At 67.5% G+C, this 21,250-nt stretch carries 22 protein-coding genes; 17 read left to right on the top strand and 5 right to left on the bottom strand.

The features are described from left to right. Positions 1-151 precede the first annotated feature (151 nt). Positions 152-721, top strand: coding sequence for a sigma-70 family RNA polymerase sigma factor (locus QTH90_RS01580; protein WP_286662782.1), 570 nt, complete (start codon positions 152-154; stop codon positions 719-721). Continuing rightward, positions 718-1,359, top strand: coding sequence for a DUF1109 domain-containing protein (locus QTH90_RS01585; protein WP_286662783.1), 642 nt, complete (start codon positions 718-720; stop codon positions 1,357-1,359). Before QTH90_RS01580 ends, QTH90_RS01585 begins: the two co-directional genes overlap by 4 nt. Before the next feature lie 26 nt (positions 1,360-1,385). Here the strand turns inward: QTH90_RS01585 and QTH90_RS01590 are convergent, their stop codons facing one another. After that, a complete protein-coding gene (locus QTH90_RS01590) occupies positions 1,386-1,859 on the bottom strand; it encodes an Lrp/AsnC family transcriptional regulator (protein ID WP_286662784.1) in 474 nt (157 codons plus the stop codon). 205 nt (positions 1,860-2,064) lie between these two features. Between QTH90_RS01590 and QTH90_RS01595 the strand changes: the two genes are divergently transcribed. The 4 genes from QTH90_RS01595 to QTH90_RS01610 are packed head-to-tail and all read left to right on the top strand — an operon-like array spanning position 2,065 to position 6,023. Further along, positions 2,065-3,042, top strand: coding sequence for an ABC transporter substrate-binding protein (locus tag QTH90_RS01595; protein ID WP_286662785.1), 978 nt, complete (start codon positions 2,065-2,067; stop codon positions 3,040-3,042). 15 nt (positions 3,043-3,057) lie between these two features. Then, entirely contained in the window at positions 3,058-3,987 is a 930-nt protein-coding gene (locus QTH90_RS01600; RefSeq protein ID WP_286662786.1) for an ABC transporter permease, read from the top strand. Next, positions 3,987-4,781, top strand: coding sequence for an ABC transporter ATP-binding protein (locus QTH90_RS01605; protein WP_286662787.1), 795 nt, complete (start codon positions 3,987-3,989; stop codon positions 4,779-4,781). The genes QTH90_RS01600 and QTH90_RS01605 overlap by 1 nt, the downstream gene beginning before the upstream one ends. Positions 4,782-4,796: 15 nt before the next feature. After that, positions 4,797-6,023: a Glu/Leu/Phe/Val dehydrogenase dimerization domain-containing protein gene (locus QTH90_RS01610; protein ID WP_286662788.1), complete on the top strand. Its 1,227-nt coding sequence runs from the start codon at positions 4,797-4,799 to the stop codon at positions 6,021-6,023. Positions 6,024-6,038: 15 nt separating this feature from the next. Here QTH90_RS01610 and QTH90_RS01615 read toward each other — a convergent pair whose 3' ends face one another. Beyond that, entirely contained in the window at positions 6,039-7,559 is a 1,521-nt protein-coding gene (locus QTH90_RS01615; protein ID WP_286662789.1) for a helicase HerA-like domain-containing protein, read from the bottom strand. Positions 7,560-7,660: 101 nt separating this feature from the next. Here QTH90_RS01615 and QTH90_RS01620 point away from each other — a divergent pair, with 101 nt between their 5' ends. Genes QTH90_RS01620 through fabG form a run of 10 tightly spaced genes read left to right on the top strand, consistent with a single transcriptional unit; the run spans position 7,661 to position 17,107 of the window. Continuing rightward, entirely contained in the window at positions 7,661-7,972 is a 312-nt protein-coding gene (locus tag QTH90_RS01620; RefSeq protein ID WP_286662790.1) for a phosphopantetheine-binding protein, read from the top strand. An 18-nt stretch (positions 7,973-7,990) separates the two neighbouring features. Continuing rightward, on the top strand, positions 7,991-8,614 hold the full coding sequence (locus QTH90_RS01625; protein WP_286662791.1) for a COG4648 family protein: 624 nt from the start codon (positions 7,991-7,993) through the stop codon (positions 8,612-8,614). 13 nt (positions 8,615-8,627) lie between these two features. Beyond that, positions 8,628-10,331 (top strand): AMP-binding protein, encoded by a 1,704-nt coding sequence (locus QTH90_RS01630; protein ID WP_286662792.1) that lies wholly within the window; start codon positions 8,628-8,630, stop codon positions 10,329-10,331. Further along, positions 10,328-11,311 carry a lysophospholipid acyltransferase family protein gene (locus QTH90_RS01635; protein ID WP_286662793.1) on the top strand — a complete coding sequence of 328 codons (984 nt, stop codon included), beginning with the start codon at positions 10,328-10,330 and terminating at the stop codon, positions 11,309-11,311. Before QTH90_RS01630 ends, QTH90_RS01635 begins: the two co-directional genes overlap by 4 nt. Then, positions 11,283-11,912 (top strand): LolA-related protein, encoded by a 630-nt coding sequence (locus QTH90_RS01640; RefSeq protein ID WP_286662794.1) that lies wholly within the window; start codon positions 11,283-11,285, stop codon positions 11,910-11,912. Before QTH90_RS01635 ends, QTH90_RS01640 begins: the two co-directional genes overlap by 29 nt. Beyond that, positions 11,909-14,299 (top strand): MMPL family transporter, encoded by a 2,391-nt coding sequence (locus tag QTH90_RS01645; protein ID WP_286662795.1) that lies wholly within the window; start codon positions 11,909-11,911, stop codon positions 14,297-14,299. Before QTH90_RS01640 ends, QTH90_RS01645 begins: the two co-directional genes overlap by 4 nt. Positions 14,300-14,340: 41 nt before the next feature. Continuing rightward, on the top strand, positions 14,341-15,168 hold the full coding sequence (locus QTH90_RS01650) for a polysaccharide deacetylase family protein (RefSeq protein WP_444814664.1): 828 nt from the start codon (positions 14,341-14,343) through the stop codon (positions 15,166-15,168). Then, positions 15,165-15,911 (top strand): class I SAM-dependent methyltransferase, encoded by a 747-nt coding sequence (locus QTH90_RS01655; protein ID WP_286662797.1) that lies wholly within the window; start codon positions 15,165-15,167, stop codon positions 15,909-15,911. Before QTH90_RS01650 ends, QTH90_RS01655 begins: the two co-directional genes overlap by 4 nt. Continuing rightward, the gene (locus tag QTH90_RS01660) at positions 15,912-16,379 is read left to right on the top strand and encodes a hotdog family protein (protein ID WP_286662798.1); all 468 of its coding nucleotides are present in this window, start codon (positions 15,912-15,914) and stop codon (positions 16,377-16,379) included. After that, positions 16,376-17,107: a 3-oxoacyl-ACP reductase FabG gene (fabG, locus tag QTH90_RS01665; RefSeq protein WP_286662799.1), complete on the top strand. Its 732-nt coding sequence runs from the start codon at positions 16,376-16,378 to the stop codon at positions 17,105-17,107. Before QTH90_RS01660 ends, fabG begins: the two co-directional genes overlap by 4 nt. A gap of 536 nt (positions 17,108-17,643) precedes the next feature. On the opposite strand, the gene QTH90_RS01670 is transcribed toward fabG, so the two are convergent. The 3 genes from QTH90_RS01670 to QTH90_RS01680 are packed head-to-tail and all read right to left on the bottom strand — an operon-like array spanning position 17,644 to position 20,234. Continuing rightward, positions 17,644-18,420 (bottom strand): glycosyltransferase family 2 protein, encoded by a 777-nt coding sequence (locus QTH90_RS01670; RefSeq protein ID WP_286662800.1) that lies wholly within the window; start codon positions 18,418-18,420, stop codon positions 17,644-17,646. Further along, positions 18,387-19,184, bottom strand: coding sequence for a lysophospholipid acyltransferase family protein (locus QTH90_RS01675; protein ID WP_286662801.1), 798 nt, complete (start codon positions 19,182-19,184; stop codon positions 18,387-18,389). The genes QTH90_RS01670 and QTH90_RS01675 overlap by 34 nt, the downstream gene beginning before the upstream one ends. Before the next feature lie 18 nt (positions 19,185-19,202). Then, positions 19,203-20,234 carry a chorismate transformation FkbO/Hyg5 family protein gene (locus QTH90_RS01680; RefSeq protein WP_286662802.1) on the bottom strand — a complete coding sequence of 344 codons (1,032 nt, stop codon included), beginning with the start codon at positions 20,232-20,234 and terminating at the stop codon, positions 19,203-19,205. Positions 20,235-20,522: 288 nt separating this feature from the next. Here QTH90_RS01680 and QTH90_RS01685 point away from each other — a divergent pair, with 288 nt between their 5' ends. Continuing rightward, positions 20,523-21,248 carry a YebC/PmpR family DNA-binding transcriptional regulator gene (locus QTH90_RS01685; protein WP_286662803.1) on the top strand — a complete coding sequence of 242 codons (726 nt, stop codon included), beginning with the start codon at positions 20,523-20,525 and terminating at the stop codon, positions 21,246-21,248. The last annotated feature ends 2 nt before the right edge of the window (positions 21,249-21,250 follow it).

A 21,250-nucleotide genomic window follows, 5' to 3' on the forward strand; every position in this document is an offset into this window, starting at 1 on the left:
CTCAAAAACCGCAATGTACCGACGGCTCCCACAACTGGCAAGCAACCGCATACGCCATTCGTCGTAATGCACCGCGGAGTCTGGGCGACGGCACAATCCGCCGGATCTCATTTTCTGGATTTGCCTGTAACCGGCCGACTCGAAAGCACGAATGACCAGTGGGAGCCCGATGGCGAAGAGCGACGCGGAGCGGGTGTTGCACGACCTGTTCTTGCGCGGACTCGACGGCGATGCGGTCGCTTATCGCGCATTCCTCCAGAAGCTCAGCACGCACCTTCGCGCGTTCCTCGCCAGGCGCCTGTTCGGCTGGCCTGATGAAGTGGAAGATCTCGTTCAGGAATGCCTTCTCGCCATGCATAACCAGCGCCACACCTACCAGAGCGACCAGCCGCTGACGGCCTGGGTGCATGCGATCGCGCGCTACAAGATGATCGACCTGCTGCGCGCCAAGTCAGGCCGCGAGGCGCTGCATGAGCCGCTGGACGACGACCTCGCCGTCTTCGCCGAATCGGCGACCGAAGCGAGCGATGCGCGCCGCGACGTCGCGGGCCTGCTCGACACGCTGCCGGACCGCCACCGCCTGCCCATCGTGCACGTGAAACTCGAAGGGCTCTCGGTCGCGGAGACCGCGAAACTGACCGGCATGTCGGAGTCGGCGGTCAAGGTGGGCATCCACCGCGGCCTCAAGGCGCTGGCGCGGAAGATCAAGGAGTCCACGTGAAGACCGACGACTTTGTCGCGATGCTCGCCACCGGCGCCCAGCCGGTGCCACGGCGTGCTGCTTCGCGCAGGATGTCCATCGCACTCCTGGTGGGCCTGCCGCTGTCCTTCGCGTGGATGTTGCTCGTCTATGGCATGCGGCGCGACATCGCCCAGGTGATGTTCTGGCCCATGTTCTGGGTCCGCATGCTGCTGCCGGTCTGCGTGGCGATCACGGGCTTCGTGATCGTGCAGCGACTGGCGCGACCCGGCGTACCGGTCCGCCGGGCCTGGTTGGGGCTCGTCGCGCCATTGGCCGTCATCTGGGTGATGGCGGCCGCGATGCTGTTGTCATCGCCTGCGGACGAGCGTCCGACGCTGATCATGGGGCAGACGTGGCGCACCTGCGCAATGAACATCGCGATGATTTCCCTGCCGGTGTTCGTCGCCGCCCTGGTCGCACTGAAGGGGCTCGCGCCGACACGGCCCGCACTCGCGGGGGCCGCTGCGGGCGCGATGGCGGGTGGAGCGGGCGCTGCCGTCTACGCCCTGCATTGCCAGGAACTGGCCGCGCCCTTCCTGGCGGTCTGGTACGTCGCGGGCATTTCGTTGCCGGTGCTGGTGGGTGCCCTGATCGGTCCCCGGATTCTTCGCTGGTAGCCCCGGGCCTCTCCCCCTGACCTGACTCAGTCCGGCAAGGGCAGGGCGCTGGTGCACTTGAACTCGTCGAGGCAGACGCTCGAGCGCACCCCGTCGACGCCCGGCAGCCGCATCAGCTTGTCGATCAGGAACTGCGACAGGCCCTTCAGGTCCCGCGTGATGACCTTGATGACGAAGTCGTAGTCGCCGGTGATCGAGTAGCACTCCAGCACCTCCGGCAGGTCGGTGACGACGTCGGTGAACTTCGTCAGGTCACGGATGTGGCCCTTTTCCATGGCGATGAGGATGAACGCGACGACGTGCAGATCCAGTCGGGCGGCGTTCAGGCGCGTCTCGTAGCGCGCGATGAACCCTGCCTCCTCCAGCCGCCTGTGGCGGCGATGGCACTGCGCGGGTGACAGGCCGGCCGCGGCGGCCACCTCCAGGTTGGACGCGCGTCCGTGCTCCTGCAGGAAGCCAAGGATCTTGCGGTCGATGCGGTCGAAATCGGGGTCTTGCAAGTTCGTCTCCTGGTATGGCGGATTGGCGAAATTATGTTGCTCTTCCGAGGGTTCGCCCCGACGCGCGATGAAAGCAGATTCTCCGCGCCAAAAATCACACTTATGCCCCTGGAACGCGGTCTACCGCCGCGGACCTGGCAGGCACCCGACCGGGGTGTCCGTCGCAAATTGAACCCTGCCGACTATTTCTCATCAGGACCCCACAGTGAAATATCCTTTCTTGCGTTCTTCCCTGACCCTGCTGGCCGTTGCGCTCGCCGGCGCTGCCGCCCCCAGCCACGCCACCGACAAGACGGTGTCGGTGGCAGTCACCTCGATCGTCGAACACAAGGCGCTGGACGCCGTGCGCGACGGCGTCAAGGACGAGCTGAAGTCGGCCGGCTTCGAAGCCGGCAAGAACCTGAAGTACGAATACCAGAGCGCGCAAGGCAACAACGGCACAGCGGCGCAGATCGCCCGCAAGTACGTTGGCGAGCGGCCGGACGTCATCGTCGCGATCGCCACGCCGTCGGCCCAGGCCGTGGTGGCCGCGAGCAAGGACATCCCTGTTGTCTACAGCGCGGTCACCGACCCGGTCGCCGCCAAGCTGGTGAAGGGCTGGGAGGCCTCGGGCACCAACGTCACCGGCGTGTCCGATCTCTCGCCGCTGGACAAGCACCTGGAACTGATCAAGCGGGTCGTGCCCAACGCCAAGCGCGTCGGCGTGATCTACAGCCCGGGCGAAGCCAATTCGGTGTCGATCATCGAGGCGCTGAAGAAGGCCATGCCGGCTGCCGGCATGACCCTGGTGGAGGGCGCCGCGGCGCGCACCGTCGACGTGGCCAGCGCGGCCCAGAGCCTGGTCGGCAAGGTCGACGTCATCTATGCACCCACGGACAACAACGTGATGTCGGCGTTCGAGGGCATCGTCAAGGTCGCGCAGCAGGCCAAGATTCCCGTGGTCGCGGCGGACACCGACGCGGTCAAGCGCGGCGCGGTCGCGGCATTGGGCCTCAACTACTACGACATCGGCCACCAGACCGGCAAGATCGTGGTGCGCATTCTCCAGGGCCAGGCGCCTGGGACGATCGCCTCCCAGACCAGCAGCACCTTCGAGCTGCACGTCAATCCGGCCGCCGCGCTGAAGCAAGGCGTGACGCTGCCGGACGAGCTGGTCAAGTCCGCTCAAGTCGTCGTCAAGTAAGCGGGCGTCGCCAACATGTCGCTCATTGCCTCCCTCGGTGCGATCGAGATCGGGCTGATCTTCGGGCTGGTGGCCCTGGGGGTCTTCCTCTCGTTCCGCATCATCAACTTCCCCGACCTGACGGTCGATGGCAGCTTCCCGCTCGGCGGTGCCGTTGCCGCGGCGCTGATCGTGGCGGGCTGGAATCCCTTCGCCGCGACGGCGGCGGCGATTGCGGCCGGCGCGCTCTCCGGCTACCTCACCGCATGGCTCAACGTGCGGCTGCGCATCATGCAGCTGCTCGCCAGCATCCTGGTGATGATCGCGCTCTATTCGGTGAACCTGCGCGTCATGGGCAAGCCCAACATCGCGCTCATCGACGAGCCGACGGTCTTCAGCATGGTCGCGTTCGGCGGCATGCCCGACTACGTGCTCAAGCCGCTGGTGCTGCTCGTGATCGTGGTTGCGGCCAAGGTGCTGCTCGATCTCTTCTTTGCATCGGAAGCCGGACTGGCCATGCGTGCCACGGGCGGCAATCCGCGTATGGCGCGCGCGCAGGGCATCTCGACCGACCGGCAGACGGTGTGGGGCCTGGCGCTGTCCAACGGGCTTGTTGCGCTGGCCGGCGCACTCTTCGTGCAAAGCCAGGGCGGCGCCGACATCTCGATGGGCATCGGGACGATCGTCGTCGGCCTCGCGGCGGTGATCATCGGCGAGACCATCCTGCCGGCACGCAGCCTGGTCATCACGACGCTGGCCTGTGTCCTCGGGGCGGTCCTCTACCGCTTTTTCATCGCGCTCGCGCTGAACAGCGATTTCATCGGCCTGAAGGCCCAGGACCTCAACCTGGTGACCGCCGTGCTGGTCGCGTTCGCGCTGCTCGTTCCCACCTACAAGCGCAAGCTGGCCGCACTCAGGCCGGGCGCCGGCCGGATCGCGGCCGCCACGGTCAAGGAGGCCCGCTGATGTTGCACGCCAAAGGCCTGGAGATCACGTTCAACCCCGGCACGCCGATCGAGAACCGGGTGCTGCGAGGGCTGGACCTGAAGATCCCGACGGGGCAGTTCGTCACCGTCATCGGCTCGAACGGGGCCGGCAAGTCGACCTTCCTGAATGCCGTCAGCGGGGACCTGATGGTCGATCGCGGCACCATCCGCATCGACGACGAAGACGTCACACGCCGCCCGGCGTGGGAGCGATCGAACCTCGTTGCCCGAGTCTTCCAGGACCCGATGGCCGGCACGTGCGAGGCGCTCACGATCGAGGAAAACATGGCGCTCGCCTGGAAGCGCGGTGCGCGTCGCACCTTCGGGTTCTCGCTGACGCGCAGCCTTCGCGAACTGTTTCGCGAGAAGCTCAGCATCCTCAACCTCGGACTCGAAAACCGGCTGGCCGACCGCATGGGCTTGCTCTCCGGCGGGCAACGGCAGGCCGTCAGCCTGCTGATGGCGTCGCTGCAGCCGTCGCGCATCCTGCTGCTCGATGAGCACACGGCGGCCCTCGATCCGAAGACTGCCGCCTTCGTGCTCGAACTGACCGCCCGCATCGTCGAGGCAGGAAAGCTCACGGCCATGATGGTCACGCACAGCATGCGCCAGGCGCTCGACTACGGCTCACGCACGGTGATGCTGCACGAAGGCCGCGTGATCCTGGACGTGAGGGGAGAGGAGCGCGCCGGAATGGACGTGCCCGATCTCCTGCACATGTTCGAGAAGACGCGCGGCGAAAAGCTCGACGACGACAAATTGCTCCTGGCCTGAATCTGAAAGACTGAGATGAAAGAACTGCTGAATCGCTTTGAAAACAAGGCACCCGAGATCGTTTTCGAGTGGCACGACGCCGAGACGCCGGCCAAGGGCTGGGTGGTCATCAATTCGCTGCGCGGCGGGGCCGCTGGCGGCGGAACGCGCATGCGCGCGGGGCTCGACCGGCGGGAGGTCGAGTCGCTGGCCAAGACCATGGAGGTCAAGTTCAGCGTCTCTGGTCCGGCCATCGGCGGCGCCAAGTCGGGCATCGACTTCGATCCGGCCGACCCGCGCAAGAACGACGTGCTGCGGCGCTGGTACAAGGCGGTGACGCCGCTGCTCAAGAGCTATTACGGCACTGGCGGCGATCTGAACATCGACGAGGTGCATGAGGTGATTCCGATCACCGAGAGCTACGGCCTGTGGCACCCGCAGGAAGGCGTGGTCAACGGGCACTTCACGCCCAGCGACAGCGAGCGCATCCAGAAGGTCGGACAGCTCCGCATGGGCGTGGCCAAGGTCGTCGAGGACCGGCTCTACTCGCCCGACATCACACGCAAGTACGTGGTGGCCGACCTGATCACGGGCTGGGGCGTGGCGGAATCGGTGCTGCACTACTACCGGCTCTACGGCGGACAGGTCGCCGGCAAGCGCGTCATCGTGCAGGGCTGGGGCAACGTCGGCTCGGCGGCGGCCTACTACCTGGCGCACGCCGGCGCACGGGTGGTCGGCATCATCGACCGCGAGGGCGGGTTGCTGAATCCGGACGGCTTCAGTCTCGAGCAGGTACGCCAGCTGTTTCTCGAGAAGAGGGGCAACCAGCTTTCGGCCAAGTACATGCTCCGCTTCGACGAAATCGACAGCCTCATCTGGAGCGCGGGCGCGGAAGTCTTCCTGCCTTGCGCCGGTTCGAGGCTCGTGACCCAGGCGCAGGTCGATGCGCTCGTGAAGGGGGGGCTCGAAGTCGTGTCGAGCGGTGCCAATGTGCCCTTTGCCGATCGCGAAATCTTCTATGGCCCGATCTACGAGAAGGCGGATTCGCAGGTCGCCGTCATCCCGGATTTCATCGCCAATTGCGGGATGGCGCGGGCCTTTGCATTCCTGATGCAGGACGACGCCGAGATCTCCGACGCCGCCATCTTCAGCGATGTCTCGGCCACGGTGGCCGCTGCGCTGGAGCGTTGCCATGCGCGCTCCACCGCGCGAACCGGCATCGCGCGCACGGCGTTCGAGAACGCGCTGACAGAGCTTGTCTGAAGGCGCCGGGGCGGGCTAGCGCTTCTTCGAACCGAAGATGCCGCCCAGTACGCCTCGGAGGATTTCCCTGCCCACCGTGGTGCCCATGGTGCGGACCGCCGACTTGGCCATCGTCTGGGCCAGCCCGTCGCGCTTGCCGCCGCGTGGTCCGGTCGAGCCGAACAGGATTTCGTTGAGGCTGCCCATCACGCCGCCCGATTCCTGCGGCGTGGCCGTGCCCGTACCCGGCTTTCCGGCCGCGACGGGCGCGTCCGGCGCCGTCTCGGCCCGGCCCTTGAGCTTTTCGTAGGCCGACTCGCGGTCCACCGATTTCTCGTACACGCCGGCGACCAGCGAATTCGCAATCAGCGCCTGGCGCTGTGCCGGCGTGATCGGGCCGATCTGGCTGCCGGGCGGCAGCACGAACACGCGCTCGGTGATGGTCGGGCGGCCCTTGTCGTCGAGAAAACTCACCAGCGCCTCGCCAACGGCGAGTTCGGTGATGGCCTTCTCGATGTCCAGTCCCGGCTTCTGCCGCATCGTGGTCGCCGTGGCCTTGACCGCCTTCTGGTCCCGCGGGGTGAACGCCCGCAACGCATGTTGCACCCTGTTGCCAAGTTGGGCCAGCACCGAGTCCGGGATGTCCAGCGGGTTCTGCGTCACGAAGAACACGCCCACGCCCTTGGAACGCACCAGTCGCACCACCAACTCGATGCGCTCGACCAGCGCCTTGGGCGCCTCGTTGAACAGCAGGTGCGCCTCGTCGAAGAAGAACACCAGCTTCGGCTGCTCCGGGTCGCCGATTTCGGGCAGGTGCTCGAAGAGTTCCGACAGCAGCCACAGCAGGAAGGTCGCGTAGAGCCGCGGCGAGTTCATCAGCTTGTCGGCCGTCAGGACGTTGATGACGCCCTTGCCGCCCTCGGTCTGCATGAAATCGGCGATGTTCAGCATCGGCTCGCCGAAGAACTTGTCGCCGCCCTGGGCCTCGATCTGGAGCAGGCCCCGCTGGATGGCGCCCACGCTGGCGGCGCTGGCGTTGCCGTACTCGGTCGTGAACTGGCTGGCGTTCTCGCCGACGTGCTGCAGCATCGCGCGCAGGTCCTTGAGGTCCAGCAGGAGGAGGCCGTTGTCGTCCGCAATCTTGAACACCAGGTTCAGCACGCCGGCCTGGGTTTCGTTCAGGTTGAGCATGCGGCCCAGCAGCAGCGGCCCCATGTCGGAGACCGTGGCGCGCACAGGGTGGCCCTGTTCGCCGAACACGTCCCACAGCGTGACGGGGCAGGCGAGGGATTCGGGCTGCTCGAGGCCGCGCTCCTTGAGCGTGGCGGCCATCTTGGCGCCGATGCTGCCTTTCTGGCTGACGCCGGTGAGGTCGCCCTTGACGTCGGCCATGAACACCGGCACGCCGATGTTCGAGAGCTTTTCGGCGATGGTCTGGAGCGTGACGGTCTTGCCGGTACCGGTCGCGCCGGTGATCAGGCCGTGGCGGTTGGCAAGGCCCGGCAGCAGGCTGCACTCGATGGTGTCGTGTCGGGCGATCAGAAGAGGGTCGGCCATGGGGGTTTCCGTTCGTTGGCAGGGGAGCCAGTCTAGCGAAGGCCGCCTTCTATAATTCCGACCCCGTGCGATAGTTCCCCTCACGTTCCCGGAGTTTTCTCTTGTCATCGACCGCTCAATCTCCCGTTCCCGCCGCTGGCGACGCGTCAGAACAGTCAACCCTCGAGAATGAATTGGCGGTCCTCCTCGTCGAATCGCTCAATCTGGAGGTCGCGCCATCCGACATCGTGCCGACCGCGCCTCTCTATGGCGAAGGGCTCGGACTCGACTCCATCGACATCCTGGAGGTGGCGCTCGAAGTCTCCCGCAAGTACGGGTTCCAGCTGCGCTCCGACGACGAGCGCAACCAGCAGATCTTCTCGTCGCTGCGCAGTCTTGCGGCGCACGTCGCGCAGAATCGCGGCGCTTCCTGATCCATGTCCCGATGGCGCATGGCGCTCCTGCTGCTCGCGGGGGTGGCCTATGCCTGTGTTTCCCACTGGATGATGCTCTACCACGCGGCGGAGCCGTGGGCCTTGGCCGTGCTGCTGGGGCCCTTGTGGCTGACCGCCCTGGGCATCGCCGGTAGCCGCTTCGGCCGCTGGGGTCTGGCCCTTGCCGGGGTGGCGGGCGTGCTCCTGTTTGCGCTCGTGCTGCGTGGCGACGCGGGCGATCCGAACCGGCTCTACATGTTGCAGCACGTGGGCATCAACGTCTTGCTTTGCGGCTGGTTCGGCGGTTCGCTGCGTGGTGGGCGGCTGTCGCTCATCGGCCAGTTTGCCGAGCGCGTGCATCCGCTGTCGCCCGCCATGCTGACCTATACCTCGCAAGTCACGCTCGTCTGGACGCTCTACTTCGCCACGATGGCGGTGGCCTCGGTCGTGGTGTACGCGAACCTCTCCTTCGCCGCCTGGTCGGTGCTGGCGAACCTGCTGACGCCGGCAATGATCGGCGTGCTTTTCGTCGGCGAGTACCTGGTGCGCTATCGGCTGCATCCGGAATTCGAGCGCACCCGCCTCGTCGACGCGGTGCGAGCCTTCTACAGCGCGCCGGTCGATCGCACCGCCCGGCGTTGAACCGGACACCACGGTGAGTTTCAAACCCTCCCTGCCGCTGCTCGCCGATCGCGATCTGGACCAGCCCCTGGCGTGGCGCGCCGGCGTGCCGGTGAGCGCGCGCGAATTCCTTGCCGATGTCGCGCGCTTCGCGCCTGAACTGCACACGGGCGGCCCGGTCGTCAACCTCTGCGTCGACCGCTATGCCTTTGCCGTGGGCCTTGCAGCCGCGCTGGTGCGCGGCGAAACGAGCCTCCTGCCGCCGGATGCGCGACCCGACACGCTCGCCCGGCTGCATGAAATCGGCGATCCGGCCTTCGCGATCACCGACGACGAGCATGTCGAAACACCCGGCCTGCCGCGCGTGTTGGTCGAAAGCCGGCCCGCCGCGGCCGCCGCGCCCGACCCGGCCGTGCCCCTGATCGATCGCGACATGCACGCCGTCAGCCTGCTGACCTCGGGCTCGACCGGCGCACCGCAGCCGCATGCCAAGACCTGGGGCACGCTGGTCGGCGACGTCGCGGCGGCGGTCGGGCGGCTGTCCAGGCTGCTCGGGCGTCCTTCGCTCGCGGGGCTGACGCTGGTGGCGACAGTGCCGGTGCAGCACAGCTATGGATTGGAGTCTTCCGCCTTGCTGGCGCTGCTGGGCGGCGCCGCTTTCGACAGCGGCCGGCCGTTTTTCCCTGCCGACGTCGCGCAGTCGCTGGCGTCCGTACCGCAGCCGCGAGCGCTGGTGACGACGCCGTTCCACCTGAAGACGCTGCTGCTGTCCGGCATCGATCTGCCGCCCGTGGACCTGATCCTGTCGGCCACCGCGCCGCTTTCGCCTCAGTTGGCGGCCCAGGCCGAGCAGGCCATGGGTGGCGCGCTGATCGAGATCTACGGCAGCACCGAATCCGGACAGGTCGCGACCCGCCGTCCGACGCAAAGCGAAGTCTGGGAGACCTTCGGCGAGATCCGCGTGCATGCGGAACACGACGCCGCCGGCACCGAGCGCTTCATCTTCGAAGGCGACTTCATTCCCGAACCGACGCCGATGGCCGACGTGCTGGAACTGGTCGACGCGCGCCGGTTCCGTCTGCTGGGCCGCGCCAACGATCTGATCCACGTTGCGGGTCGGCGCAGTTCGCTGGGCTATCTCAACCATCACCTCAACAGCATTCCCGGCATCGAAGACGGCGCCTTCTGGCTGCCGGACGACGTCGCCGACGGCGTGGTGCGCCCGGTCGCCTTCGTCGTGGCGCCGACGCTCGATGCGCACGCCATCATTGCGGCGCTGCGCGAACGGGTGGAAGCGGTCTTCGTGCCGCGGCGCGTCGTGCATGTTGCTGCGTTTCCGCGCGAAGGCACTGGCAAGCTCACCGCTCGCTCGTTGCGCGAATTCGCGCTCGCGCACCTGGCCTCGGACAGCACGCCGGTGCAGCTCACGCGCGAGGTGCCTGCGGACCACCCTGCATTTGCGGGCCATTTTCCGGGCCAGCCGTTGATGCCTGGTGCCTTGCTGGTGTCAGAAGTGCTCGAGGCCGTGCGCGGCGTGCCCGCGCTCGCCGCCCGCATTGGCACGCAGCCGACGTTGGCGGCCGCCAAGTTCCTGGCGCCGGTGCGGCCGGGCAGCACGCTGCGGATCGACCTCATCCCGGAAACGGGCGCATCGAGGGGATTGCGCTTCGAAGTGCGCTGCGGCGAGGTGATCGCCGTGAGCGGGCGCTGGACGCCCGGTGCCGGCGCGCAGCCATGAACGCTGAACGGCAGCCCGACGCTGACGAGGTGAAATCGCGGCAGGCCGAGTGGCTGCGCGCGCCGGAGCGCAGCAACATGCTGGCATTGCGCGTGATCTGCTGGATCGCCATCCAGTGCGGCCGGCCGTTGACGCGCCTGATCCTGCACCCGATCGCGCTGTATTTCCTGCTGTTCTCGCCCACGCCGCGGCGGCACATCAAGCGCTACCTGTTCCGGGTCATCGGGCCGCAAGCCGGATGGCGCGACGGCTACCGCCTGCTGCATGCCTTTGCCTCGACGGTGCTGGACCGCATCTACTTCCTGCGCGGGCGCATGGACCTGTTCGACATCCACGTCTACGGCAACGAGCCGGTGGAGGTCGAGACCGATGCAGGGAGGGGCGCCTTCATGCTCGGCGCGCACGTGGGCAGCTTCGAGGCCGTGGGCGCGGCCACCAATCGGAGCCCCACGCCCGAACGCCTGCGCGCCGCCATGCTGATGTACCAGGACAACGCGCAGCAGATCAACGCGGTGCTCGATGCCATCAGCCTGCCCGGGTTGCGGCCGCACATCATCGCGTTGGGGCGTCCGCATTCGATGCTCGACTTGCGCGACTGGCTCGATTCGGGTGGCCTGGCTGGCTTGCTGGCCGACCGCACCCTGGCGGGGCCGGAGGAAGCGGGGCAGCAACGGGGCAGCAGTATCGAGATCTCGTTTCTCGGGAAGCCGGCGCTCTTCAACGACGGGCCGTTCCGGCTGGCGGCCTTGCTGCGCCGCAAGGTGTTCTTCATGGCGGGGCTCTATGCGGGCGGCGCCCGCTACGATGTGCTGTTCGAGCCGCTGGCCGATTTCAGCGAACGGGTGAGCGACCCGGTCGAGCGGGAACGGCGCATTCGTGCCGCGCTCGAAAGCTACGTGGCCCGGCTCGAGGCGCTGTGTCGCGCCTATCCGTACAACTGGTTCAATTTCCATGATTTCTGGCTCGAAGATTCGGCTTGACCGCTGGTGCAGGGCGCTCCTGGCGGCCTGGGCCCTCTCGGCATCGTCCGCCTGGGCTTTCGACCTGCCCGAGCTGATGGGCCTGCTCGCACAGCAGAAGAGCGGCGAGGCGCGGTTCACCGAACAGCGCTTCGTCCGTGGCCTGGAGGGACCGCTCGAGGCCAGCGGCGTGCTCAGCTTCACGGCACCCGACAAGCTCGTGCGGCGCACGCTTTCGCCGCGCCCTGAATCCATGAGCGTGGAAGGCAACACGTTGACCTTGTCTCGCGGCGGCCGTACCCGCACGCTGCAGCTGGACAGCATGCCGGAGCTGCTCGGGATGGTCGAAGCCATGCGCGGCACGCTGAGCGGCAACTCGCAGGGCTTGCAGCGCTACTTCCGTAGCACGCTGTCGGGCTCCAGCAGCAGCTGGACGCTCGACCTGCAGCCGGTCGACGAGCGGCTTGCGGCCCAGGTGCGGAGCATGCGCCTGAGCGGCCGCGGCGGCGAGGTGCTCGGCATCGAGATGGAGTTCATTGGCGGCGACCGCTCGGTGATGGACATCACGCCCGAACGCGGCGCCGCCGGCCCCGCACGGACGCCCGCGCGTTCCCCGCCGTGACGTCCGCGGCTCCCGCACTCGACCGCCGCCGCGCCGCGCTGGCGCTGGGAATCTGGCTGGCACTGCTGCTCGCAGGCGTCGTGCTGATCGCACGCACGCATTTCAGCGCGGACCTCTCGGCCTTCCTGCCAGCCAGCCCGGATGCGCGGCAGCGCGTGCTGATCGAGCAATTGCAGAGCGGCATCGCATCGCGCACGATATTCATCGGCATCGAAGGCGGCAAGGATGCGGCGCAACGCGCTTCCGTTTCGCGCACCGTGGCGACCGCGATGCGCGAGAGCAAGCTGTTCGACCAGGTCCAGAACGGCGACACCAGCGAGTGGAAAGACACGGGCACCTGGGTGTTCGACCACCGCTACCAGCTGTCGCCCGCCGTGACACCGGAGCACTTCACCACCGAGGGGCTGCGTGACGCGATCGTCGACAGCCTGTCGATGCTCGGCACGCCCGCCGGCCATGCACTCAAGCCCCTGCTGGAGCGTGATCCGACGGGCGAGACCCAGCGCATCGCCGAAGGCCTGATCCCGGCGAGTTCGCCGCGCAGCGAGGAGGGCGTGTGGGTGTCGCGCACCGCACCGCGCGCGCTGATCCTCGCGACGACGCACGCGCCCGGCAGCGACCTCGATGCCATCGCCAAGGCCATCGCGCGGGTGCAGGGCGCGTTCGACGCCGCCACGCACGGGATGGCCGGCGCCGGGCCGCAACTGCAGATGACTGGCGCGCCCGTCTTCTCGGTGCAGAGCCGCGACCAGATCAAGAGCGAGGCGATCCACCTCGCCGTTGTCGGCGGGATCGTCATGGGCGCGCTGCTGTTGCTGGCCTTCGCATCGCCGCGTGCGCTGGTGCTCGCGCTGTTGCCGGTCGCCACCGGGGTGGTGGCAGGCACCGCGGCGGTGAGCCTCGTGTTCGGCGAGGTGCATGGCCTCACCATGGGCTTCGGCAGCACGCTGATCGGCGAAACCGTCGACTACGCGATCTACTACCTGATCCAGGCGCGCGGCGCCGCGGTGCCGGGCACTGGCTGGCAGCGTTGGCGCGACATCCACTGGCCCACGGTGAGGCTGGGTTTGCTGACCTCGGTCTGCGGCTTCGCGGCGCTGGTGTTCTCGGGTTTCCCGGGGCTGGCCCAACTTGGCGTGTTCTCGCTCGCCGGCCTGATCGCCGCTGCGCTCGTCGCGCGGCACGTGCTTCCCGTGCTTGCGCCGGACGGAGCGACCGGCATGGGCATGCGGCGGCAAATGGCGCAGGTCGCCGGCATCCTGGTGCGCGGGCTGCCCCGTCTGCGCTACGTTTTGATGGGGCTCGGCGTCGCCGCGCTGGCCCTGGTCCTGTGGCAGGGCGGTCACCTGTGGCGCGCCGATCTTGGCGCCATGAGCCCCGTGCCCAAGGCCGCGCAGCAACTCGATGCCGAACTGCGCGAAGACATCGGTGCCAGCGATGGCGGCACCCTGATCGTGGTTCACGGCGCGGATCTGCAATCGGCGCTGCGCAGCACCGAAGCCGCAGGCGCGCGACTCGACGCGCTGGTGGACAAGGGCGACCTGGCTGGATTCGAATCCGTCACCCGCGTGCTGCCCAGCGAGACGGCACAGGCGGCACGCCTTGCGAGCCTGCCCGATGCGGAGACGCTGCGCACACGTCTTGCCCAGGCGACCCGGGGGCTGCCGCTGCCTGCGGCACGCCTCGAACCCTTCATCGCCGGCGTGGAAGCCGCCAAGGGGCGGCCGATGATCCAGCGCGCCGATCTGCAGGGCGGCCCACTCGACGCCGTGGTCAGCGCGTTGATGTTCGAACGGCAGACCGGAGGATGGTCGACGCTGATTTCCCTGCATCCCGGGGCCAGCTTCGACGCGGCACGTCTTGCAGGGGCGCTCGATGGCCTGCCTGACGTGCAGGTCGTCAATGTCGGGCAGGAGCTTTCCAGCCTCTACAGGCGCTACCTGCACGAAGCCTTCGTCCAGGTCATGGTGGGTGCGCTCGCAGTGGTTGTGCTGCTTGCGATCTATTTGCGTTCCGGCCGCCGGCTGCTTGCCGTGTGCCAGCCGCTGGTGGTGGCGGTCGTGCTCACGCTCGGCGGCATGGCGGCGCTGCACGTGCCGCTGGGCATCCTGCACCTGGTGGGGCTGCTGCTGATCGTCGCCGTGGGATCGAACTACGCGCTGTTCTTCGATCAGTTGCGCGAAACCGGACGCGCCGACGAAGACACGCTGGCCTCGCTGATGCTGGCGAATCTGACCACGGTCGTCTCGTTCGGATTGATCGCCATCTCCAATATCCCGGCGCTGTCGTCGATCGGCCGCGTGGTCGCGCCCGGCGCCTTGCTGGCGCTGCTGCTGTCGGCCGCTTTCGCGCGCGCCGCGGCGCCCGTGGCCCCGACCCGCCGCTGATGGGAAAATCCACCTCGCCGCGCGTTACGCTCACTTCCTCCATGCAGCCCATTGCTCCCGTCCCCGTCGCTCCTTCGTGGCCCTGGCCACCGATGATTCGCGCCAGCGTCGGCTGGCATCTGCTCGCCGGCGGCGCTGCCGTGCTCGTGCCCGGCGCGGCACCCTGGGCCATCGGCGGAATCGTGCTGAACCACGCGCTGATCACCGCCGCGAGCCTGACGCCGCGCAGCAGTCTGCTGGGCCCCAACGTGACGCGGCTGCCGCAGGCGGCGGTGGCACGACGCGAAATCGCGATCACCATCGACGATGGCCCGGACCCGGAAGTCACGCCGCAGGTGCTGGACCTGCTCGACGCGCACGGCCAGCGCGCCACCTTCTTTTGCATCGCCGAGCGCGTGCTCGAATACCCGGCGCTGGCACGCGAGATCGTAGCGCGTGGCCACAGCATCCAGAACCACACGGCGCGGCATCGCCATAACTTTTCCTTTCTTGGCCCACGCGGCTTCGCTGCAGAGATCTCTCACGCGCAGCAGGTTCTGCAGGAGATCACCGGCCACCGCGCGACATGCTTCCGTGCACCTGCGGGCCTGCGCAATCCTTTCCTGGCGCCGGTGCTGCATCGGCTGGGTCTGTCGCTGGTGAGTTGGACCCGGCGCGGCTTCGACACGCGCGAAGGCAATGCAGACACCGTCCTTGCGCGCCTGACCGACGAACTGCAGGCTGGCGACATCCTCCTGCTGCACGACGGCAATGCCGCGCGCACGGCTGCCGGACGCGCGGTGGTGCTGGACGTGCTGCCGCCGCTGCTGGCGCGCATCCGTGCCGAGGGCCTTCGGGCCGTGACCCTGCCGGAAGCCCTGGCGGCATGAGCGCGCAGATCTCGACGGACGCCGCGTGGCGTCGGCTGCATGAGCGCGCGACCGCGCCGTACAGGAAGGCCGGCAAGTTCGCCTGGCATTTCGCGCGCGGCAAGTTGGGGCGCGATCCGGTTTTTCGCGGACTCATCGAACGCGGCCTGATCGGCGAGCGCCACGGTCGGGTCGTGGACATCGGCTGCGGGCAGGGCCTGTTCGTGAGTCTTCTGTCGGCCATGAGCGCCATGCAGGCAAAGGCCGGTGAATGGCCCCTGAATTGGCCGGCCACCCCGGCGACGGCCCGCTACACGGGCATCGAGCTCATGCCGAAGGACGTTGCGCGGGCCGAGGCGTCGGTGGGGCATCTGCAGCCCGAGCCGCGTTTCGTCTGCGCGGACATGTGCACGGCCGAGCTTCCGCCGAGCGACCTCGTCGTGATCCTGGACGTGCTGCACTACGTCGATCTGAACGCACAGGAGGGCGTGCTGCGCCGCGTGCGCGATGCGCTTCAGCCCGGTGGTCGGTTGCTCTTGCGCATCGGCGATGCCGACAGCCGGCGCGGTTTCGCGATCAGCCAGTGGGTCGATCGCACCGTGACGCGCATTCGCGGGCACCGTGTGTCGCCGACCTGGGGTCGCCCGCTCAAGGATTGGATGGCGCTGTTGAAGCGCCTGGGTTTCGCGGTGCAGAGCATCCCGATGAGCGAAGGCACACCCTTCGCCAATGTGTTGCTGGTCGCCGATCTGGAAGGACACTGAATGACCGCGCCACAGACGCTCGATCAGGCCGGCATCGCCCGGCGCATTCCCCATAGCGGCACGATGTGCCTGCTGGAGCGGCTGGAGTCGTGGGATGCGAATGCCATTCACTGCACGACGGAAACGCATGCGCATGCGGACAATCCGCTGCGCACCGCGAGCGGATTGCTCTCGCCGAACCTGATTGAGTACGCCGCGCAGGCGATGGCGTTGCATGGTGGGTTGCTGGCAGCGGAGGGCAGCGAGCCCTCGGCGGGCTTCCTGGCGAGCGCGCGCAACGTGCGTCTGGCGGTCGAACGCATCGACGATATCGCGGGCGTCCTGCACGTGCACGCGCAGCGGATCTCCGGCGATGTCAGCCAGATCCTTTATGAATTCGCGGTCAAGGACGCGCACGGTCGGCCGCTGGCCGAAGGCCGCGCGGTGGTCGTCCTGAACACGCCGCTTGCCATGGAAGCATCCTCATGAGTCTCACAGGAAAACGTGCACTGATCACCGGGGCCAGCGGCGCACTGGGCGCAGCGATTGCGCAGCGTCTCGCACGCGATGGCGCCACGGTGCTGCTGCACGCCAATTCGCGGCCCGAATCGGTCGCGCAGCTGGCCGCGACGATCACTGCGGCGGGCGGCAAGGCCGAGTGCGTGGTGTTCGACCTGCGCAGCGACGAAGCTTCGCGCATCGCCTGCGAGCGCATGCTCGAAGGCGGCCCGGTGCAGGTCATCGTGAACAACGCCGGCGTGCACGACGACGCGGTGCTTCCGGGCATGCAGCCGGAGCAGTGGCACAAGGTGATCGACGTTTCGCTGAACGGTTTCTTCCGCGTGACCCAACCGCTGCTGCTGCCGATGCTGCGCACTCGCTGGGGGCGCATTCTCAACATCTCGTCGGTGGCCTCGCTGACGGGCAATCGCGGGCAGGTCAACTACGCGGCAGCCAAGGGGGCTCTCAATAGTGCAACCAAGGCGTTGTCGCTCGAGGTGGCGGCACGTGGCGTGACGGTCAATGCGATCGCGCCGGGCATCATCGCTTCGCCGATGGCCGATGGTGTGTTCGACGCAGCGATGATCAACCAGATGGTGCCGGTCAAGCGTGCCGGGAAGCCGGAAGAGGTGGCTGCGCTTGCTGGCTTTCTGGCGAGCGATGAGGCGGCTTACATCACTGGGCAGGTGATTTCGATCAATGGGGGGATGATCTAGCCCAGCGGTTGGTCGGCGTACGTTGGGGAGGTCGTCGGGCGGTGTGCCCTGTGCCGGCCGACGTCACCGGCCGCTTCGCGGCTGCCCTGCGCTGCTCGCGGTACGCGGGGTCCGCGCAAACTCGCTTCGCTCAAACACGCGCGGCCCTGATCCGCGTACCGCTGCGCTGCTCGGCGGTGCCTCAACGGCCGGCACAGGGCACACCGCCCGACGACGCGGACGCTGCGGTTGAACTGTCCGCATCAACGGTTGTGAATGCGCGCAGGCAGGGACGTTGGAGGCGCGCAGAACCGTTGCACACCCCAAAGCCCGGTAGGCGGTGCGGGTTGGGCGACCCCTCTACGCCGCCGAAGCGCGCAGCTTCAGGCGGATCAGGGCCGCGCGTGTTTGAGCGAAGCGAGTTTGCGCGGACCCCGCCTGAAGCGAGCACTGTAGGGCAGCCCGAAGGGCCGGTGTAGCGGGGTCGACCGGCCCGCACCGCCTACCGGGCGCTCTGCCCAAGCGGCACGCCTTCCCGCCCCAACAAAAACCAGCGTTCAGCGCTGAAACGGCGGCGCCCTTCGAAGCTTCCGCACCACCAGCCCAGGCAAGCGAATCACGAATTCCAGCATCAACCGTGCATGCATCCAGGTCAGCAGTGCGTTGTCCCGCACATAGCGAAAGTGCGAAACCCCACCTTCTTCTGCAGTGAGGTACTTCACAGGCGCATCGATGTTGACCGGCTTCACGCCGCGCCAGGCGAGACGCACGACCGCCTCGGTGTCGAAGTCGAAACGGCGCATCCACGGCTGGCGCGCCATGATGGCGATCAGGTCGGCCACTGGATACACGCGGAAGCCGTAGAGCGAATCGCCGATGCCCGCGAACAGCGTTTCGAGTTGGGTCCAGCCATTCGAAACGCGCCGGCCGCGCACCCGCAACATCGGTGCGCTGGCATCGAACACGGGGCGCCCCAGCACCATGGTCTCGGGCCGGGCCTGCGAAGCTTGCATGAAAGCCGGGATCAGGTCCGCCGGATGCTGGCCGTCGGAATCCATCGTCAGCGCGTGCGTGAAGCCCGCCTCCCGCGCCGCACGCAGACCGTGCAGCACGGCCGCTCCCTTGCCCTGGTTTTCCGGCAGCACCCAGACGCGAAGACCCGGGTCCGATGCCGCCATCTGCTGGAGCCGTTCGCCCGTTCCGTCCGTGCTGCCATCGACCACCACCCACACAGGACTCCATTGGGCACGCGCCGCGCTGACCGTCGAGAACAGGCGTTCGCCCGTGTTGTAGCTGGGGATCAGGACAAGGTGGGTGCGCGAGACGTCTGGCATGCGGGCTGCGCGTCGGGGGCGCGCTGTTCCATGGATTGGCGGAAGTATTGTTCTATCTGCCGCAGCAGCGCGTCACTGTCCTGCGTCGGCGCGAAGCGCTGACCCAGCCTCAGCGTGAAGACGATCGGGAAGGGCGGCACGCGCCACAGCGGCCAGCCCTTGGCGAGATAGGGCGAATCGGTGTCGATGAAAACCGTCTGGATCGGCGCCTGCGACAGCTTGGCGATCAGCGTCACGCCCGGCCGGAAGGCGTTCAGCGGCGGCGTCACGGTGCGGGTGCCCTCGGGGAAGATGACCAGTTGGCCACCGTTCTTCAGGTCATCGACCGCGAGCCGCACCATGGTGCGGGCCGAGTCGTTGCGGATGTAGCGCGCCAGCCGGGCGCCGGCGCCGAGGAAGATGTTCCTCATCAGGTCCGCCTTCATGATGCATGCGCTGCGCGGCAGGCGTGCCACCAGCATCAACGCATCGAGCATCGTCGGATGGTTGGCGACGAAGATCAGCCCGCGCTCGTCCCGCAGCGCGTCCAGGCAACTGGCGTCGATGCGCATCATGCCGCTGGCCGAAGCGGCCGCCCAGAAGAAGCGGTAAGCCCGCGCGATGACGCTGCGGCCCAGCTTGCGCCCCGTCTCGACCGGCAACACCGGGTAGAGCAGCATCGCGATCAGGTTCCAGACGAGCGAAATCGTCCCCAGCAGAACCAGCAGGGCGTAGAGGGGCAGTGCGAAGAGCACGGAGAGCACCGGATGAGGCGGCCGGTTCATCATCGAACACTCGCGCTCTCAGGCATGCAATGCGCCGCTGGCGACGGCGTGGGCCTCGATCTCGACCAGCAGATCCTGCCGGCAGATGTCCGCTTCGAGGTAGACGGCGTGGCTCACCGTGTGGGCCGCGGCACCCAGCGCCTCTTCGAGCACCTGGCGCACGAGCGGTGCATCCGCGACATGGCGCACGTAGACCACGCAATCCAGCCTCGCCACGTCGAAGCGTGCCGTCGTGCGTTCATTCGCCGCCGCGATGACTGCCTCGAGGTTGCGAAGCGTTTCCTGCGTCTGCGCAATCACCTCGCCGACATGCACCGTCTCGTGCCCGACGATGCTCGCGGTGCCCGAGATGAAGAGCGCCACGTCCCCGCCGCCAAGCGCTGCGAGCGCGGCACGCGAGAAGGTCGGCGCGCGAGGACCGTAGGCAGGCGGATAGCGGTAGGCCGAAACCTGCCGCGGGTTTTCAATCGGCAACGGCGCGACACGCCCCGCCAGGAAGCGGATGCACAGCGCTCCTTGGTGAATGCCGAGCGCACAGGCTGCAGGCGCGCCTTCGAAAGCCGCCTGGCCCGCTTCGACGAAAGCTTCCTGCCGCCCGAGGTTGAACTGGCGGTAGCGTTCGAGGCCGCCCCCGTCGCCGTTGATCTGCGGCAGGTAGTTCCACACCCGCAGCAGGTGCGCGCAGCCGGTCTGTTCGAGCGAGGCGAAGAGATCGTGGTAAGCCCGTTGGGCGAGCGCGGCCAGACCTTGTTTCTCGACCGACTCGTCGAGGTCGATGGCGCCGAGCATCCAGTGCCCGTCGCAGCGCCAGCGCACGACGCCGGTGGTGCCGGACTCGATGTGCTCGCTGGCGTGCCACACGTCCGCCATGGCACCGGCCTCGGACAGCACCCGCGCGTTCACGGTCGGCATCCATGAGAGGTCGTCGGGGGTGCCATAACCCAGCGCGCCGAAGGGCGACTGGCCGGTGGCGGCGATCGCCAGGCTTTCGGGCAAGGACAGGCGCTCGACGCGCAGGGGCGGCGCCCCGAGAGGAACGCGGGCGGTCACTTGGCCTCGACGATGTTTTCGCCCGAGAGCGGGCCGAGGTCGCCACCGATCACGAGCACGCGGCACGCCTCGGCTGGCGTGAAGGGTTCAGGTGCTGTTGTAGGAATATTCATGCGCATTGGCGGGATTGATCTTGGAGACGCCCGAGGCGCACGGTCGTGGCGCATCAAGGCGGGATTATCCCAAAAAGGCCCTTGTGCTCCTGTCAGACGACCCCGCTCGTTGTGCGCGCCGGACAGTAAACTCGCTCCTTGCTTTTGAAAACACAAGACAGCGAGAAATAGAGCCATGGCCGGACACAGCAAATGGGCGAATATTCAGCACCGGAAGGGCCGCCAGGACGAAAAGCGCGGAAAACTCTGGACCCGCGCCATCCGTGAAATCATGGTGGCCGCGCGCACGGGCGGCGGCGACCTCGGCGCCAATCCGCGACTGCGGTTGGCCGTCGAAAAGGCCAAGGCGGTCAATCTGCCGGCCGACACCGTCAAGCGCAACATCGACAAGGCCACGGGCAACCTCGAAGGCGTCAACTACGAGGAAATCCGCTACGAGGGCTACGGCATCGGCGGCGCGGCCATCATCGTCGACACCATGACCGACAACCGGGTGCGCACCGTGGCCGAGGTGCGCCATGCGTTCTCCAAGCACGGCGGCAACATGGGCACCGAGGGTTCGGTGGCCTTCCAGTTCAAGCATTGCGGGCAATTCGTGTTCGCGCCGGGCACCAGCGAAGACAAGGTGATGGAAGTGGCGCTGGACGCCGGTGCCGAGGACGTCCTCACCGACGACGACGGCGCCATCGAGGTGCTCACGGCGGTCGCCGACTTCGAGGCCGTCAAGAACGCGCTGGAAGCGGCGGGCCTCAAGCCTGACGTGGCCGAAGTGACGATGCGGGCCGAAAACACCATCGACCTGGCCGGCGAGGATGCCGCCCGGATGCAAAAGCTGCTCGACGTCCTGGAAGACCTGGACGACGTGCAGGATGTCTATCACAACGCTGCGCTGTCCGAATGACG

Origin of the sequence: Variovorax flavidus, assembly GCF_030317145.1 — a bacterium.
GTDB lineage: Bacteria > Pseudomonadota > Gammaproteobacteria > Burkholderiales > Burkholderiaceae_C > Variovorax > Variovorax flavidus.

Excerpts from the sequence above, each read along its gene's own strand:
- QTH90_RS01625 (WP_286662791.1), top strand. The coding sequence starts at position 7,991 with ATGGCGCTCCTGCTGCTCGCGGGGGTGGCCTATGCCTGTGTTTCCCAC.
- QTH90_RS01640 (WP_286662794.1), top strand. The coding sequence starts at position 11,283 with ATGATTTCTGGCTCGAAGATTCGGCTTGACCGCTGGTGCAGGGCGCTC.
- QTH90_RS01660 (WP_286662798.1), top strand. The coding sequence starts at position 15,912 with ATGACCGCGCCACAGACGCTCGATCAGGCCGGCATCGCCCGGCGCATT.
- QTH90_RS01635 (WP_286662793.1), top strand. The coding sequence starts at position 10,328 with ATGAACGCTGAACGGCAGCCCGACGCTGACGAGGTGAAATCGCGGCAG.
- QTH90_RS01610 (WP_286662788.1), top strand. The coding sequence starts at position 4,797 with ATGAAAGAACTGCTGAATCGCTTTGAAAACAAGGCACCCGAGATCGTT.
- fabG (WP_286662799.1), top strand. The coding sequence starts at position 16,376 with ATGAGTCTCACAGGAAAACGTGCACTGATCACCGGGGCCAGCGGCGCA.
- QTH90_RS01685 (WP_286662803.1), top strand. The coding sequence starts at position 20,523 with ATGGCCGGACACAGCAAATGGGCGAATATTCAGCACCGGAAGGGCCGC.
- QTH90_RS01580 (WP_286662782.1), top strand. The coding sequence starts at position 152 with ATGACCAGTGGGAGCCCGATGGCGAAGAGCGACGCGGAGCGGGTGTTG.
- QTH90_RS01655 (WP_286662797.1), top strand. The coding sequence starts at position 15,165 with ATGAGCGCGCAGATCTCGACGGACGCCGCGTGGCGTCGGCTGCATGAG.
- QTH90_RS01600 (WP_286662786.1), top strand. The coding sequence starts at position 3,058 with ATGTCGCTCATTGCCTCCCTCGGTGCGATCGAGATCGGGCTGATCTTC.
- QTH90_RS01670 (WP_286662800.1), bottom strand. The coding sequence starts at position 18,420 with ATGCCAGACGTCTCGCGCACCCACCTTGTCCTGATCCCCAGCTACAAC.
- QTH90_RS01605 (WP_286662787.1), top strand. The coding sequence starts at position 3,987 with ATGTTGCACGCCAAAGGCCTGGAGATCACGTTCAACCCCGGCACGCCG.
- QTH90_RS01675 (WP_286662801.1), bottom strand. The coding sequence starts at position 19,184 with ATGAACCGGCCGCCTCATCCGGTGCTCTCCGTGCTCTTCGCACTGCCC.
- QTH90_RS01650 (WP_444814664.1), top strand. The coding sequence starts at position 14,341 with ATGCAGCCCATTGCTCCCGTCCCCGTCGCTCCTTCGTGGCCCTGGCCA.
- QTH90_RS01615 (WP_286662789.1), bottom strand. The coding sequence starts at position 7,559 with ATGGCCGACCCTCTTCTGATCGCCCGACACGACACCATCGAGTGCAGC.